Here is a 16,294-nt window from a genome sequence, read left to right on the forward strand (position 1 = left end):
ATCAGCGCGCGGCGGCCAGCAGCTCCGCCAGAGCCGATGCTGTCGCCGGATGGGACTCGAGCAGTCCGGTCGCTGCCGGGTACGGTGCGGCCGCCGACTGTTGCCATTCGCCCTCGTGACCCAGCAGCGTCGCAAAGGCGTCACAGGCCACGGGATGGGCACGCAACAGTTCGGCGGCCGGACCGCCCGAATCGGCGGCCGGTGCGCTACCGGCTGCCTGCCTCGGTGGACGCGACCAGGGCGGGACGAAGGACTCGATACCTGCCCGGTCGCCGGGGAACGTCCGGCCCGCCTCCCGCGTCAGCATCGGAATCAGCTCGCCGGCCTGACCACGCAGTGTGGTGATCAGGCCGGGCAGCCACGGCAGCAGAATCGCATCGGGCAGCCGGCCGAACGCCTTGGACAGCAGTTCGACCACGAACGATTTGATCGACGGCACCGGATCCATCGCCTGGACGAACCCGCTCAGATATTGCGGGAACGCCGGGACCACCAGCGGGTTGGCCAGCATCTCGTCGCAGCGTTGCCGTAGGTCCGGGAGGGTCAGCATGCCCAATTGCATCCGGGTGGCCCAGAGCAGCGCGACCTTGGCCGGGGATTCCGGATGCGACTGCTGCACGGCCAGCTCGAGCTGGCTGTGATCGCAGCCCAGCGACAATGCCAGGTTCTCCATGCCGAACAGGAAACCCAGCATGGCGGCGACGGGCCGGACGCCGGTGGCGTCGTCGGTGAACGCGGTGGGCAGCAAGGTGCAGTAGTGGGCGTAACCGGCGGTGACGAACCGGCCGCACCAGGCCGGCAGACCCGTATCGGTGGCGCGGTAGTAGTCGATCAGTGCCCGGATCCGGCGCAGTACCTCCGGGGCGCCGTCGACGGTGCGTTCGGCGGTCAGCAGCTCCACCGCGCGGCCGCCGAGTTCATCGGCCAGACGCACCGATCCCAGGTACACGAGCGCGTCCTCGACCGCGGCAAGCGCGCGTGCCGCCGAGGCCTCGGAACCGTTGACCTCCGACCGCAGGCGCTGTTCGAGCACCTGTTCCAGAGTGACGCCTTCGTAACCCAGCTCCACCAGGTCACGCTGGTATTTGCCGATCGCGACGTCCCAGCTCTCCTGAATGGAACGCTCACCGAGCCCCCGGGAACCCATGATCGGGCGCACCGCGGCACCGGGCAGCAGCCTGCGCAGCATCCACAGCAGGTCCGAGCCGGGGCGCAGATGCGGGTCGGCGCCCAGATCGAGCAGGGTGCGCTGGACCCGGGTGTTGGTCGGGTCGATACCGAGAGCGGTCAGCCTGTCGTAGACATTGCGCGCCAGTGGCGGCAGGGCGTCGTAACCGACGCGCCCGATACGGTCGCCACCGAGCAGGATCTCGCAGAGCCGGCGTACATCGCGACGGCCGGGGACCCGATCCTTCTCGATACACGTGATCGCCGCGTCCTGGAAGTCGTACGGCGTGGGGCGGGCTCGATCGCGCATCGCCGCCAGGAGGATCGAGGTCTCGTAGATCGCGATGGCGTCGGCGGTGCTGGCGAGGTAACCGTTGCGGCGCGCCAACCGCACGATATCGACCGACCACTCCAGGAGTTCCGCCTCGTCCACGGTATCCAGCCGTGGCGGCGTGGACAGGAATCCGGACAGCTGATCCGCGACAGCAACCGTTTCGGCGCCCACCGCGAGCGCCGGCGCAGCGGCCTTCTTCCCCGCCCCTTTCTTCGCCGCAACCGGCCCCGCGGCGAGGGCGAACGGACGGATACGGCTGCGTTTCAGGCCTTTCGACCAGGTAGCGGCCGCGATGGAGACCGAGCCGGCGGCCAGCCCGAACTGCGCTTCGATGGCCGAATGGCTGGATGGGATCAGGCCGTACTGCCATGTGGTCCCGGTCGGGGGGTCGATCTCGAAGGGGGTCTGCGATTCCAGGCCGAACTGCTCCACCCGGCTCGCGGCGTGGAAAGCTCCGCATACATACAGACATGTCGACGGATCCGCGCCGGTCCTGTCCAGGTGTTCACGCATCCGCGTCCACATATAGCGTTCGCGGTCCTCGTCGCGGCTCGTGCCGGTGGTCCGCAACCGCCGGAACAGGCTGCCGATGAGCACCATGACCTGCCGGTAGGTGTCGTAGTCGGCGGTCGAGAGCGGCTGCTCCACGTACTGGTCCCACCACTCCGACCAGTGCCGTACCTTGCCGTGATGTAGCAGGTGGGCTTCGAGTTCGGCGAAATGTGGTCGCAGATCACCGATCTCGATACCTACCGCGTCACCGTGTAGTTTCGCTTCCTCGGCCGCGGGTTCGGCGGTTTCGCCGGAATCCGGTTCCGCCGCGGGCGGCACGTGTTCCGCCGGCGCCGACTCGTCGCCCTCGCTCGTCCATTGGAAGACGTGATCGGTGGAGCGATCTACGCATACCAACTCCACACCCGGTGTGGTCAGCGCGTACGAGATGGCCTGGTATTCGGCCGATGCCTCGGTGATCGGTGCGACCACCGACAACGGTGCCCAGGTGGCGGGAAACCCCTCGAGCTCACCGGCCCACGCCTGCACCGCCACTGGGAGGGTGCAGTTGCGCAGCTCGTCGAGCATGGGGCGCATATCCTCGCAGAGTTCGAGGTAGATCACCCTCGGCTGCTTTTCCCGTAGGCGGCGCACCATCGCGAGCCCGGATGCGGGCGAATGGTGGCAGACCGGAAAGATCTCCAGCCGCTCGCGCAAGGCCCGGTCGACATCGTCGATCATGCCGGTGAGGATGTCCGCGACCACCCCCGGCTCACCGGCGAACTCCTCCGCCGCGGACCTGAGCTGCTCACGCAGCGGCCCGAACGGGGTCACGAAAGCCTCGCGATGGCGTCGCGGCCGCCCTCCAGGAACGGCTGCCAGTCGCCGCCGAGATCCTTGCTACGCGGCTCCACCACGCCGTGCCAGAACTTGTTGAGGATGGCCAAGTCCTCCGGGGCGCGCCGGGCCAGTGAGCCCACCAGCGAGCCCGCGAGGATCTCCGGACGCAGTGCGGCGTCGCCGAAGAACTGGCTGTGCAGGATGGCGTCCTCGAGCACACCGATCTGCTCGGCGGTCGACAGCGCCGATTCCAGCTTCTCGTCGTCGCTGCCGGCCGCGGCGGCCGCGGCCCGCAGATCGGCGAAACTGTCGAGCAGGATATCGAGCAGGGTCGGCGGCAACTCGAGCTCGATCCGATGGCGGCGCAACAGTTCCGCGGTGCGGAAGCGCACGATCTCCGCCTCGCTGCGTTTGTTGGTGACGACCGGGATGCGCACGAAGTTGAAGCGCCGCTTCAACGCCGAGGACAGATCGTTCACACCGCGATCACGGCTGTTCGCGGTGGCGATGATGGAGAAACCGGGTTTGGCGAACACGATATTGTCGGAATCGAGTTCGGGGATCGACACGTACTTCTCGGACAGGATGGAGATCAGCGCATCCTGTACATCGCTGGTGGAGCGGGTGAGCTCCTCGAAACGCCCGATCACGCCCTGCTCCATCGCCGTCATGATGGGCGAGGGGATCATCGATTCGCGCGACTGCCCCTTGGCGATGACCATCGAGATGTTCCACGAGTACTTGATGTGATCCTCGGTGGTTCCCGCGGTGCCCTGCACAACCAGGGTGGAGTTGCGGCTGATGGCCGCCGAGAGCAGTTCGGCCAGCCAGCTCTTCCCGGTGCCGGGATCACCGATCAGCAGCAGTCCACGGTCGGAGGCCAGGGTGACGATGCTGCGTTCGACGAAACTGCGGTCACCGAACCATTTCTGGTCGATCGTACGGTCGAGGCCGTCGGCGCGTTCGGAGCCGAGAACGAACAGCCGGACCATCTTCGGGCTCAACCGCCAGGCGAACGGTTTCGGGCCGGTATCGATGGATTCCAGCCAATCCAGTTCCTCGGCGTACTTGATCTCGGCGGGTGCGCGCAGGGTGGTGTCTGTCATGGTACGGAGGTCTCCTAGTCGAGAAAGTTCTTGAGTTCGTTGACGAGCTTCTGGATGCGGCCGGAGATCACCGGGGTGCCCATCGCCTTGAACCGTTCGCGGAACCAGGGGTTCACGCTCTGGTGCCCGGAGCTGTTGACGGAACCGACGGGGATGAATTTCACCCCGTTGCGGTGCACCGCCTGAATGCCCTCGAACAACGGCTGGGAACGGTCGAACTCGTAGAAGTCCGAGATCCACACCATCACGGTGTTGGCGGGATCGGCGATCTTGGGTTGCGCCATCGCCATCGCGACCGGCCCGTCGTTGCCACCGCCGAGCTTGGTGCGCAGCAGCACCTCGAAGGGGTCGTGGATCCACGGCGTGAGGTCCAGCGCGCGGGTATCGAAGGCGATCAGGTGCACGTCGACCTTCGGCAGTCCGGCGAAGATGGAGGCCAGGATGGTGCAGTTGACCATCGAATCGACCATCGATCCCGACTGGTCGACCACCACGATCATGCGGGCGGGCACAGTCCGCTTCGCGGTCTGCCGGTAGAACAACCGGTCGACGTAGAGGCGTTCGTCCTCCGGGTTCCAGTTGGTCAGGTTCTTCCAGATCGTGCGATCCACATCGAGATTGCGCAGGATGCGTTTCGGTGGCACCGACCGGTCGACGGTGCCGGCCGAACTCTGCTGCACCTGCGTGCGCAGTACCTCGGCCACCTCGTCGACGTAGCGGCGGATCAGTCGTTTGGCGTTGGCGAGCGCGACGCCGGACAGATTCGCCTTGTCGCGCAGCAACTGTTCGATCAACGACATGCTCGGGGTGAGCCGCGCCGAAAGCACCGGGTCGGCGAGGACTTCGCGCAGGTGCATGCGGGCGACCAGCTCGCCCTCGACCTTGCCGAGCGCGGCCTGGATCTCGCCGTCACCGCTGCCGGAACCGCCGAGCAGAGCACGCAGATGACCGGCGTCGGCCTGCCAATTCGCCAGCTGGGTGGCGCTGACCGTACCCGAACCGGTGGCGAACACATTGAGCAGGAGTTTCGATATCAATGCGGCGTTGCGGACCTCGAGGTCGCGGTTCGCGGTGGGGTCGAACGCAGGAACGCCGGGACCGGAAACGGATTCCTCCGTCTCGGATCGGGTTTCCACACCGCCGGACCCGGAAACCGGCCGACCTGAGGTCGAACCCGACGACCCGGATGCGGCACCGGCCGCCGGAGATCCCGGGGTATTCACGGCGGGCTCTCCGAATCCCTGTCCGAGCCGCTCGAATTCGTTCTTCAGCTCGGGAAACCGCTGGACAACCGTATCGACAGCGATACCGGGATCCAGCAGCGCGGCAGGTAATCCGAGATCGTCGAGGATCGAGACGCCGGCCGAGTCCAGCGTGGGCTGCGGTTCGGAATCGAAGATTCCGGCGAGGAGACGCCAGTACAGGATCTGCCGCTGGGTTTCGCGGATATCGGGTCGGGCAGGGCCGGTCTGCTCGGGAGCTGTGGTCATTTGCGCAGCAACCGTCCCGCGCGTTCGCGCAGCACCGCGACCGCGTCACCGGATTTGGCCAGTGCTTTGGCAATCTTCGGATCGGTCGGGCCCTGCGCCCAGTCGCCGGTGTGTGCGGCGGTCGTCGCCTTCTTGAACACGTATTCGATCGCGAGGGGGCGCAGGCGCCACTGCCCGCCGTCCCAGCGCACCAGGCCCAGGCATGCCGTGGACTTGGTGACGAGGGCAGCGGTCAGCGGACCGCTGCGGGGCAACCGGTCGAGTTCGACGAGCAGGCGATGACCGTCGATGACGAAGGCACCGTCTTCGCAGCGGTAGTTCTCCATCAGCACCGGTTCTCCCAGGTGCACCGGGTGGCGGTCCAGCGGCGCGACCGCGGACGCGACGGCCTTCGGAAGCTGGATGCGGGCGGTGGTGAACGGATCGGCCGGTTCGCCGAGTTCGGCGTTCGCATCCACCCAGCGGAGATCACCGGCCGCGGTGAGTGTCATATCCGCCACCGTGACCGTACGGCGCTCGGCCAGCGCCTGCAGCAGGTGCGGATGCTCCCCGAGCACCTGCCAGACGGCCGGACCGACGATGGTGTCGACCTTGGCCGCGCCGATGCTCACCCGCACCAGCCGCGCGGGCTCGGTAGCGGCTTCGAGGATCGCGTGGACCTGTGCCTGCACCGCTGTACCGTGCTCGTGCATATCGACACCGAGTATCAGCAGCCGTCCCGATACGGTCTCCGCGTCGATATCCGGCCCGCCACGCCAGGTCAGCAAAAGGGCCTGCGACCACAGGTCGGCCCAGCGCCGCACCGGAATCCGGTCCAGTGTCGCGATCGGCGCACCCGCGCGTAGTTCGGCGGCGAACCCGTCGAGCAGCACGGCCGGCCGGCGTAGTTCGGGCACAGCCCACAACGCTTCGATGGTTCGATCGGCAGCGGAAACCAGGTCGTGGTCGACCCCGCGCCAGCCGTTGATCGCCAGTTCCTGCAGCCAGGCCCGGCAGCCCGCCACGACGCCGCCCGGCGCGGCCGGTGGCGCGGACGCCGTACCGGGCGCCCGTTCCCGGCCGACCGCCGTATCGAACCGGTGCAGCAGCGCGTCGTGCACTGCGCCCAGCAGGGCCGCGCGGCCCGCGGCCAGCGCGCCGAGCTTCTCGGGTTCGATTGAACCGGCGCCGATCGCGGCGACGGCCTCGGCGACCGCCCCGGCCAGCGGCGATCCGGCCACGGCCGCGCTCAGGCCCGCGAGCGCATCCGCGGCCTCGTCGCCGATACGGCCGAAGCCGTCCAGAAGTGCGGCATCGAATCCGTCGATCACATCCAGCGCCTCGGTGACACCGGTATCGGGTGCGGCGGTCAGCGCCGCCAATTGCATTCCGAGCATCAGGCCGGCGCCCCCGCCGCCGGGAACCAGTGCAACTCGGGAACCGGTTGCGTGGAGCCGGGCTGTTCCAGATAGCTCAGGTGTCGCAGAAATCTGCTGAACACGACAGCCGCCGGGGTGGCCGCGCCGGATGTATGCAACCGGGCAAGGAGATCGCCGTCTTCGGGGACCTCCACACCGAGGAAACGCGCGACCCTGTCCATGCCGTATTGCAGGACTGCCTCGGCCAACAGGGCCTGGATATGTTTGCACGCATACCCGCCCGAGTGCCCGCCGCAAGGCCTGTTGTTGTTGGTACTACAACTGAGCCCGTGCTCGCGCGCGGAAATCGACGATACGTACACCCGCGCGATATCCGATCCGCTCGATACCACTCCCTGCAATCGCCCGTCCGCCATCTCTACGAACGGCACCTTGGCCAGCTTTCGCGGCGCGACCGACGGCAGCATCTGCACCACCGAATGTTGTTCCCGCTCATGGTCATCGGAGCCCATGGGATCCCCTCCCGTCTCTCATCACACCGATCAACCTAAGCGAACCCACCGACAAAGATCGGCCCGCCGGTTTCCCCCACGGAGAAGACTCCGGTTTCCGGGCGATCCAGCAGCACTGATCGCCTGCATCGACTCCCCCGACCCGCTACTCGTGGTTCTCGATTTACCCGCGGCAACGGGTCAGCCGGACAGGTGTTGCCCGCCCAGCGTGTAGTAGGCCGATTCACCGTGCGCCCGGCTGTAGTCGACATGGATCACGAACTCCTCGCCGCGATCCGATTCGAACCTGTCCCAGGTCCCGATGGAGATCGTGGCGGTGGCCCGGTCCACGGGATCGATACCCTGGCGGGCCATTGCGTCGTCGCGGACCCGAGTGAGTACGGCGGGATCGAGATCCGAGAGGCGGAAGCGGGGGGATTCGGAATCGCTGTGGGTATCGTCCGCGTCGGTGAACCCACCGGCCGCAGCGCTGGTGCGGTGGAGGGTGCCGTCCCGGGAGAAGTCGAGATCGAAGGAACCCGACAGACCGGACCCGGAGGGTTCGAGAGTGATCAAGTCCAGCGATGGGGCACCGGCCGGAACTCCGCGGGCCGTCAAAGCCGCACCCACCTGCTCCAGCGCCGCGGCGAGATCATCGGCCGGCCACCACGGCGCGACCGTCCCGTCCGGCAGTGCGTACATCCGGATATCGGAGCCGTCACCGAACCAGGCTTCCGCCTGGAGTGGATGGGTGAAGCCGAAAATATCCTCGCTGTCCCGCGCGATCTCCAACCGGCTCGGTTCCTTTTTCTCCGGCGGCAGCATATCCGCCGCCCGGGACAGGAAGTCCCGGGCCGAGAAGTTCTGCAGGTCGGCGAGGGTGAACGTATCCCGGGCCCGCAGCGGAGTCGTCGCGTCGCGTACCTCCCAGCCGCGGGTGCGGCCTTCGTAGATCCTCGATCGGTCCCCGCCGAGATACACCTCCAGCTCGACGTAGGACTCGTTGGCGGTGATCTCCAGTATCGAATCGAGCAGCTCAGGCGCTTCGGCCCGCACATGGGCCAGGGCGTCGTCGTACCACTGCCACAGTGGGCGTTCGTCGGGACCGGCCGCGGACAGCACCGGTGGCGGGCTCATCGACATCTCACTCAGATCCCAGAAATCGCCCGGCGGCAACAGCATCGTCGCCCACATCGCGGCAGCAGCCACCAGCGCCGCCGGGACCTGCCTGCGGAGAGTGCTGTGCTCGGTCACCGGTTCGGCACCCGGCACACCGACTGCTTCCGCCGGAAGTACACCCCGCCCGGTCCGGACGACCTCGGCCACCTGACCGGCGGACAGTTTCGCACTGGTCTGGAACCGGAAGGGGGCATCACCCGGTGGCCGGGCTTCACCGGCGACGAGGGTCGGCGGAGTGCCCACGAGGGAGGTGGTCCGGTCGATGAGATCCACCTGCACGGGTACCGGATCACCCTCCGCGACGCCGACGGCCGACCGGACGAAATCGCTGACGACCAGTCCGATCCCGAAGGCGGAGACGATCACCGCCGCCGGCAGGAACCATCCACCGGAGTAGGCACCGATCGCGATCCCACCGCCGAGGCAGGCACCGCCCATCGCGGCGCGGACGATGGAATTCACCGGCGCCCCTGGTGATCGGCGGGGAATACGGCCCGCCGGAACTGCTGCAGAGCGCCGGACATGGACCAACCATACGCGCCGACCACCGCCGACGGCGTTGTCGCGGTAACGTTCCCGGTATGCGCCCGACGATTCCGCAGCCATGAGCACCTCGGACAAGGAGCCGGGCGCGGCGCTGATCACCCGCACGGAATACCTCACACCCCCGGCTCGGGTGCGCCGGACGGTCGGCGCAACGCTGCTGGTCGGCGCGGCGCCGATGCTGATCGTGCTCTCCTTGCTCGGCCTCGCGCCGGCAATCGTCGCCACGATCGTCGGCGCTGCGGTGACAGGTTCGTTCGCGCTCGCCGCTACCGGCCCGCCCATTACGCGCCGGGCGGCCGTGCGCCTCGGTCTCGTCGACGACCAGATTCTCATCGGCACCGACCACGCCGGAACATCCGATATCGTGCGCCCGCTGCCGGAACTCACCGGCGTCGAACTGTCCCGCGACGCCGCCCCGGAAACCCACATCGATCCCGCACGCAAAGACCTGCGAATACAAGGCAGCCGGTATCTGCGGCTGGCATTCGCCGACGGCGTCGCATACCAGGTCGCGGTGGCCGAATCCGATCCTGTGGCCACGGAAATCATCCGCCGGCTCCGTAAAGCCCTACCAGGCGCCGCAGCCGGGGAACCGGCGCCGAAACCTGCGGCGGAGACCACGGCTTCCGGCCCGTCGTCCACCGAGCCGACCGCGCAGCAGCCGATGGGTGCCGCGGACACCCACCCCCGGGAAACCGGGCAACCTGCCACCGACGGGTGGCGTACCGCGGCCGGCGCGTCACCCGCGGCAGATATGCGGCTGTGGGAGGCCGCTCGCACCACACACCGCCGAGTGCTGTCCGAGTACGGTGCCTACGAACTCGACCCCACCCTCTTCCTCCGCTACCCCGGCGTCACCGATATCAGCCGGGATCCGGTGATGGACTTCCACACCGCCCTCGCGGAGGCGCAAGCACTCGCGACCGACTCCTACCCGGACGACGCCGGTTACGCGGGCCGCTACCGTGCCGCGGTCGATACGCTGCGGCGCACCTGGATTCGCTGCGAACGCGACGGCAAAGCCACCGGCACCGGCTACCTGCACGACAACGACCGATCCGATCTGGACACCGCCGCCAAGCTCTACAACCACGCCCAGGCCACCGACCACGCCGGAGAGAAGGCGTCCTACCTACGCAAAGCGCAGCAGATCATCGTGGACCTCGAAGGCCGCGGCCGGGTACACCTCCCGCGCCCGGTGGTCGCCGCGATAGAAGCGCAGGTCCGGCTCGCCCTCGAACCCGGCACGGCCGCGAACTGAACCGGACGCCCGCCGCGGTCGCCGTCTCTCCGAACGGTCGGCTCTGTCAGGCTTTCGTAGCCTCGATCAAGGTCCGGGCAGAGTACGCGACGAATGGTCCCTGCCGCTGAATCCGGTCGTGTAACCGGCGCAACTCGTCACGATAGGTATCGACGGTGAAACCGGGAACCATCCAGACCACCTTCCGCAGGAAATACACCACGGCGCCGATGTCGTGGAATTCCATCCGCAACCGTTCGGTGCGCTGGTCGGTGATCTCCAGACCGGCCGCACGGGCAGCGGCGGCCTCGTCGCCCGGGTCTCGTGCCAGCCGGGCTTCCGGTTGCGGGCCGAGGAAGTACTCGACCAGTTCGAACACGCTCGCCGGTCCGACATGCTGGGCGAAGTAGGTCCCGCCCGGTTGCAGCACCCGGACGATCTCGGCCCATCGGATGGTGGCCGGATGCCGGCAGGTGACCAGGTCGAACGCCGCGTCGGCGAACGGCAGCCCAGCCTCGTCGGGTGTCGCGACGACGACCGCGCCGCGCGGGTGCAGCAGCGCGGTGGCCTTCGCGATGTTCGGCGGCCACGATTCGGTGGCCACCATCGTCGGCGGGAAGGTCTCCGCTTCGGCCAGCACTTCACCACCCCCGGTCTGGATGTCCAACGCCGCGGTGGCGGTCTTCAGCCGGGCACTCATGAGCCGCTGGTAGCCCCACGACGGGCGCGCTTCGGTCGCTCGGCCGGCGAGCCACGAGAAATCCCAGCCCTCCACGGATACCGCGGCGGCCTCCTCGACGAGGTCCTGAAAAGTCCGGTCCATATGGGGCGACTCTGCCAGCCGGGCCGGCCGAGGTCGACCTGTTTCCGGGCTCCCGCGGGCGGCCCCGGGCGGGAGGCGGGCCGCGAGTAGGCTGGTCAGCACTGTGCTCCGTCGACCCGAAGGAGTGCGAAACAATGGAATGGCTCCTGATCGCCGCGGTGATCGTCCTGGTGGCGTTCTTCCTGGGGTGGCGGTCCCGGCAGCGTGAACGACGCGCGACCGAGTTGACCGACGCCCTCGCCGACGCCCGCCGCACCAACGAACGCCTGGGTGGGCAGATCTATAACCTCACCGGCACCAACACCGCCGCGAAACAGGCACTCGCCGACGCCTCGGAGCGCCATACCGCCGCCGGCGGCCAGCTCGACCAGGCCGCGTCTCCGGTCCAGGCGCAGCTGGCGAAACAAACCGCGGTCGAAGGCCTGTACTACATCCGCGCCGCCCGCATCGCCATGGATATGGACCCCGGGCCGGCGGTGCCCGAACTCGCGGGCCGGGCGAGCGCGGGCGAGGTCACCGAAGACCGGGAGATCGACTTCGAGAACCGCCGGATCGCCGCCTCACCCCATCCCTCGTCCGGCACTCCGAACTATTACCCCGGCGGACGCGTAGCGGGTCGCCCGGTACCGGCCGGGTGGTACTCCGAACCGTGGTGGCGGCCCGCGCTGATCGCCGGTGCCTGGGGTATCGGCTCCACACTGCTGTTCACGTCGTTGTTCACCGGTATGGCGGGCGTCGGCTACGGCGCGCAGGGGTTCGAGAACGGCTACGGCGAGGGCTACCAGGACGGCCTCTCCGCCGGTGATCAGGGAGCCGGGGGCGACGACAGCTGGGGCGGAGACACCGGCGGTGATTGGGGCGGATTCGACGCCGGTGGGTTCGACTTCTGAGGGGCCATGGCGGCGGGAATCGAACCCGCGACCCCCCACATGCTGAATGGGACTCTACCGACTGAGATACGCCATGGCCGGATAGAACGTACCCGTATTCTCGTTTGCGACACAACGGGTTTCGCCGTCCATTCGCCGCGAAGCGCAGTCCGGGGTCGCCGGGCCGACGACCGGGAGCAAACGCGGGTTCGGTGCGGCCCGGCCGCTTCCTCACCGGGGCCACATCGTGTTCCCGGTACCGCGCGACTCCCGCGGCGCGGGAAGAGGACGCCCGATGCGGTCCCGGCCGCGGCGCCCGGCCGGTGTCCGAACCATGGTGATGCGTCCGGCTCCCGCCGTAGAATTGTGGCACAGACCAGCGCATCGGACCGGCCACCTGGAAGGCAGGTACACCAATGACGCACCACCATGATCCCCTCGCCGCCGGCACCCACACCGCCCATATCTGGCTGCGTGCCGTCGCCGACGACCTGGGCACCGAAGATCTCACGTTCGCCCTGCGTGCCCTGCGGGCCTGGATGCACACCGTCCGCGATCGGATAAGCGTGCCCAATTCCGCACATCTCACCGCTCAGCTACCGGATTTCCTGCGTGGCATCTGGTACGAAGGGTGGGTACCGAGCCGGGTACCGGGGGCGCACGGTATCGCCGACTTCGTCGAAGAGTTCGCCGAACGGGCAGGTGTCTCCGTGGACGAGGTTCCGTTCACGGCAGGTTGCGTGACCTTCGCGCTGGACCGGATGATGTCGCCGGGCCAGATGAACCATGTGTTCGCCGTGTTCCCGGATCGCTTGACCGACGTGCTCCGCGGCAAGGAGTTGCTCGCCGGAGCCTGAACACGGGGCGACGGATACCGGCAGAAAATCGAACCGACCATCCCTGGGTGCCGTCCGGGCGATCTTCCTCGGCCGCGTGCCACAGCCGAAGGGAGAGGTGTATGCGCGGCACATCACCGACCGAGCTCTGGCCCGCCCTGCGCGTGGACGAATGGGCCGATACCCGCGACACACTGCATATGTGGACCCAGATCGTCGGCAAACTCCGCCTGGCCCGAGCCCCGATGGTCAATCACTGGTGGCACGTTCCCCTCTATGTCTCCGCACGCGGGTTGACCACCTCCGCCATCCCCGACGCGCACGGGGTGTTCGATATCGAATTCGACTTCATCGATCACGAACTGCACATCCGCACGAGCACCGGCGCCCGGCACCGGATCAATCTGGAACCCAAATCCGTGGCCGCGTTCTACGCCGAGGTCATGGCCGCCCTGCACGCACTGGGTATCGATATCACCATCCTCGCCAGGCCGGTCGAGGTCGAACCCGCGATCCCGTTCGCCGAGGACACCACGCACGCAACCTACGACCGGGACCACGCGTACGCCTTCTGGCGTCAGCTCCTGGCCGCCGACCGCGTCCTGAACCGGTTCCGCGAGTCGTTCGTCGGCAAGGCCAGTCCTGTGCATTTCTTCTGGGGTGCGATGGACCTGGCCTATACCCGCTTCTCCGGGCGCCCCGCGCCACCCCATCCCGGCGGCGCTCCGAACTGCGCCGACTGGGTCATGGTCGAAGGCTATTCCCACGAACTGGCCAGTACCGGTTTCTGGCCCGGCGGCTCGGCCGAAGGCAGTTTCTACGCCTATGCCTACCCCGAGCCCGACGGTTACGCGGAGACACCGATCCGGCCGGAAGCGGGCTATTACGATCCCGCGGTCCACGAGTTCCTGCTTCCGTACGAGGCCGCACGCACCGCCGACGACCCGGAAGCCACCGTGCTGGAGTTCCTCCGATCCACCTACGAAGCCGCCGCCGACGCCGGCTGGGACCGCGAACTCCTGGAACTTCCCGCCACCCGCCGCACGACTAACCACTGAGTGCGCAACGGTCAGAAGAGTCGCAGATTTCCGATGTAGACCTTCCCGCCGATCGATACCGGCGTGTACTCGCTGGTGATCTCCCAAACCTGATCGGTGGCGTTCCACACTTCCAGTGAGTAACCCGCGCGGGTGGTTTCGGTGGCGACGGCGATCTGTTTGCCGTCGGTGCCGAGTGGGGTGCCTTCCGGTACATAGCCGGGGATCACGTATTCACCGGTGTAGGCGTCGACCACCCGCCCCGAATCCGAGGTGCTGATCAATGTGCCGATACCGCGCAGCAGCAGTTCGGAACTGTCCTCGGTGCCGTAGGATTCGTTCTCCCACAGCACGGTCCCGGTGCGCGGGCTGATTCCCGCATAGGTCGTTTTGTCCCCGTCGATTCGTATCACGGTCGGTACCGAGGTCTCGGCCGGGGTCTCTTCGGACGCAGTCGGCCGATGCCGGCTCGGGAGCCATCCGCCGGCGATCTCCGCGGTCTGCGCGCCGGTGCGGTCGTAGATCCTGGTCGCGGATCCGCGCTCGGCGACCACGAATCCGTCGACGAAGACGTTCCACTGGTCATCACCGATCTGCTCGACCGAATCGCGTCGGAACACCTCTTTCCCGTCTTCGAGCCGGATCACCCGGAATTCCCATTTCGACAGTGGTTGCGCCGGGGCCGGTGCGGACTTGATCACCGCCAGCCGGGCCGCACCGAAAACGTCGATCCAGTGATGGGGTTGGGTCGACGGCCGGGAATCGGGCCAGCTGATCGCCGGGAGCTCCCCGCCGTCGGCGCCGATCGAACGCAGCATCGGCGGCCAGCCGTCGGTGTTGTCCACGAACACGAACCGCGCGCCGGCGGCGGTCAGGCTGAAAACATGTTCTCTCGAAGTAACAGTGGTGATGATCCGGCCGGCGGCGAGATCGATGATCACGACCGCATCATCCGGCACCGACGCACCCTGCAGTTTGCAAGCGGCGGCCGAACGGCTGTCGTTGACGACGCAGCGATCCAGGTTTCGCTGAGCCGTGTCCACCGGAATCGGCGCGGTACCGTCCCGGAGCCGGCCGGTGTTCGCATCGACGATATCGAGGTAGTCGATGGTATTTCCCTCGGCCGGACGCACTTCACGGTTGACGAGGACGATCTCGGAGTCGCCGCCGAGCGCTTCCGTGTCCTGGGTCTCGGAGCCGGGCGGCCCGGGGGTTTCCTGCAGCGTCCAGACCGGGCTGTCCGGCCGTGTGTCCAGCGCCGGCAGAATCGGCGTCACGGGACGGCGCGGCAATTGCGCGGCTTCTCCCGCGACAGCGTTCTGCCGAAATGCCCACGCCCCGAGCACACCGGCGACAACCAGGACGAGCACGGTAGCCAGCGCGCCGATGAGCAGCGCGCTCCGGCGGCGAGCCGGACGAGGTCCCGGGCTCGCCGGGCCCGGCGGCATCGGCGGAACTCGGTGATGCGGTTCGCTGCCTCCCGGTGCCGGATTGACAACTGTTTCCGCGTAGTGGCCGGACAGAGCTTGCGGTGGACGCACCGCAAGCGCCTGGGCGAGGGCGGCCGCGAAATCCCGGCTGCTGGGAAAGCGCTGTTCCGGGGTCTTCGCCATCCCCCGTGCCAATACCGAATCCACGTACGGCGAGAGATCGGTCCGCCACTGTCGCACACTCGGTACCGGCTGCTGTGCGTGAGCCATGATCACCGCGACCGGATTGGTTCCGGTGAACGGCTGCGTGCCCGTGAGCAGATGAAATGCGGTAGCGGCCAGCGCATACTGGTCGGAGCGCGGACCCACCGGTAGCCCCTGCATCTGCTCCGGCGAGGCGTAGGCGACAGTACCGACGGTCAAACCGGTACCGGTGAGATCCGAGGTCTCCGGCCCCATCCGGGCGATCCCGAAATCGGTCAGCAGGTAGTGCCCCGTCCGGGCGAGCAAGATATTGGCGGGTTTCACATCCCGGTGAACCAACCCGCGCGCACCCGCGTAGTCGAGCGCATCGGCCACCTCCGCGACAGCCCGCACCACATCGGCAACCGGCAGCCCGGCCGGCGCGGACCGCAGTAACGCCGATACATCGACACCGTCGATCAGCTGCAATGCGATCCAGAGCCGCCCGTCGAACTCGCCACGGTCGTGCACGCTGACGATGCCGGGATGCGATAACGACGCCGCGAGATCGGCTTCCCGCTCGAAACGACGCCGGTACGAATCGTCACGCGTGAGCGGCGCGGCCAGTACCTTCACCGCATCCGAACGAGGCAGCCGCGGATGCCGGGCCGCATACACCTCTCCCATACCACCGGCGCCGAGCAGACGTTCGATGATGTAACCGGCAAACACCGAGCCGGGCGTCAATGCAGCCAACGTCCGATACCTCCCATACACGCCGGTGCGATGATCACACCGCATCCCGAACCCACAGGCAAACTCGCGGTCCGGAAGTCCGGCGGCCTTCCGATTCGAGACCTGGGGCAGGCAAGC

12 protein-coding genes and 1 tRNA gene are annotated in these 16,294 nt (G+C 67.6%); 4 read left to right on the plus strand and 9 right to left on the minus strand.

The window, feature by feature from the left end; translation table 11 throughout:
- Window position 1 precedes the first annotated feature (1 nt).
- From QH195_RS22475 to QH195_RS22500, 6 genes are all read right to left on the minus strand, one after another.
- Window positions 2–2,827: a DUF5682 family protein gene (locus tag QH195_RS22475; protein WP_280436892.1), complete on the minus strand. Its 2,826-nt coding sequence runs from the start codon at window positions 2,825–2,827 to the stop codon at window positions 2–4.
- Window positions 2,824–3,939 carry an ATP-binding protein gene (locus QH195_RS22480; RefSeq protein ID WP_280423447.1) on the minus strand — a complete coding sequence of 372 codons (1,116 nt, stop codon included), beginning with the start codon at window positions 3,937–3,939 and terminating at the stop codon, window positions 2,824–2,826. Before QH195_RS22480 ends, QH195_RS22475 begins: the two co-directional genes overlap by 4 nt.
- Before the next feature lie 14 nt (window positions 3,940–3,953).
- On the minus strand, window positions 3,954–5,429 hold the full coding sequence (locus tag QH195_RS22485) for a vWA domain-containing protein (RefSeq protein ID WP_280436893.1): 1,476 nt from the start codon (window positions 5,427–5,429) through the stop codon (window positions 3,954–3,956).
- Window positions 5,426–6,805: a hypothetical protein gene (locus tag QH195_RS22490; RefSeq protein ID WP_280436894.1), complete on the minus strand. Its 1,380-nt coding sequence runs from the start codon at window positions 6,803–6,805 to the stop codon at window positions 5,426–5,428. The genes QH195_RS22485 and QH195_RS22490 overlap by 4 nt, the downstream gene beginning before the upstream one ends.
- Window positions 6,805–7,299 (minus strand): hypothetical protein, encoded by a 495-nt coding sequence (locus tag QH195_RS22495; protein ID WP_280423444.1) that lies wholly within the window; start codon window positions 7,297–7,299, stop codon window positions 6,805–6,807. Before QH195_RS22495 ends, QH195_RS22490 begins: the two co-directional genes overlap by 1 nt.
- A 180-nt stretch (window positions 7,300–7,479) precedes the next feature.
- Entirely contained in the window at window positions 7,480–8,919 is a 1,440-nt protein-coding gene (locus QH195_RS22500) for a hypothetical protein (RefSeq protein ID WP_280436895.1), read from the minus strand.
- 142 nt (window positions 8,920–9,061) lie between these two features.
- On the opposite strand from QH195_RS22500, the gene QH195_RS22505 reads away from it, so the two are divergent.
- Window positions 9,062–10,264, plus strand: coding sequence for a hypothetical protein (locus QH195_RS22505; protein WP_280436896.1), 1,203 nt, complete (start codon window positions 9,062–9,064; stop codon window positions 10,262–10,264).
- A gap of 46 nt (window positions 10,265–10,310) precedes the next feature.
- Here the strand turns inward: QH195_RS22505 and QH195_RS22510 are convergent, their stop codons facing one another.
- A complete protein-coding gene (locus QH195_RS22510) occupies window positions 10,311–11,066 on the minus strand; it encodes a class I SAM-dependent methyltransferase (protein ID WP_280436897.1) in 756 nt (251 codons plus the stop codon).
- A 134-nt stretch (window positions 11,067–11,200) separates the two neighbouring features.
- Here QH195_RS22510 and QH195_RS22515 point away from each other — a divergent pair, with 134 nt between their 5' ends.
- Window positions 11,201–11,956, plus strand: coding sequence for a DUF1542 domain-containing protein (locus tag QH195_RS22515; RefSeq protein WP_280423440.1), 756 nt, complete (start codon window positions 11,201–11,203; stop codon window positions 11,954–11,956).
- A gap of 4 nt (window positions 11,957–11,960) precedes the next feature.
- Here the strand turns inward: QH195_RS22515 and QH195_RS22520 are convergent.
- Window positions 11,961–12,032: transfer RNA gene (locus QH195_RS22520), tRNA-Leu, on the minus strand.
- A 319-nt stretch (window positions 12,033–12,351) separates the two neighbouring features.
- Here QH195_RS22520 and QH195_RS22525 point away from each other — a divergent pair.
- Both QH195_RS22525 and QH195_RS22530 read left to right on the plus strand, forming a co-directional pair.
- On the plus strand, window positions 12,352–12,792 hold the full coding sequence (locus QH195_RS22525) for a DUF2267 domain-containing protein (protein WP_280423439.1): 441 nt from the start codon (window positions 12,352–12,354) through the stop codon (window positions 12,790–12,792).
- 101 nt (window positions 12,793–12,893) lie between these two features.
- On the plus strand, window positions 12,894–13,829 hold the full coding sequence (locus tag QH195_RS22530; protein ID WP_280436898.1) for a DUF5996 family protein: 936 nt from the start codon (window positions 12,894–12,896) through the stop codon (window positions 13,827–13,829).
- Between the two features lie 11 nt (window positions 13,830–13,840).
- On the opposite strand, the gene QH195_RS22535 is transcribed toward QH195_RS22530, so the two are convergent.
- A complete protein-coding gene (locus QH195_RS22535) occupies window positions 13,841–16,177 on the minus strand; it encodes a serine/threonine-protein kinase (protein ID WP_280436899.1) in 2,337 nt (778 codons plus the stop codon).
- Window positions 16,178–16,294: the final 117 nt, after the last annotated feature.

Source organism: Nocardia carnea, from assembly GCF_029868855.1.
In the GTDB taxonomy this organism is placed as follows: domain Bacteria; phylum Actinomycetota; class Actinomycetes; order Mycobacteriales; family Mycobacteriaceae; genus Nocardia; species Nocardia carnea_A.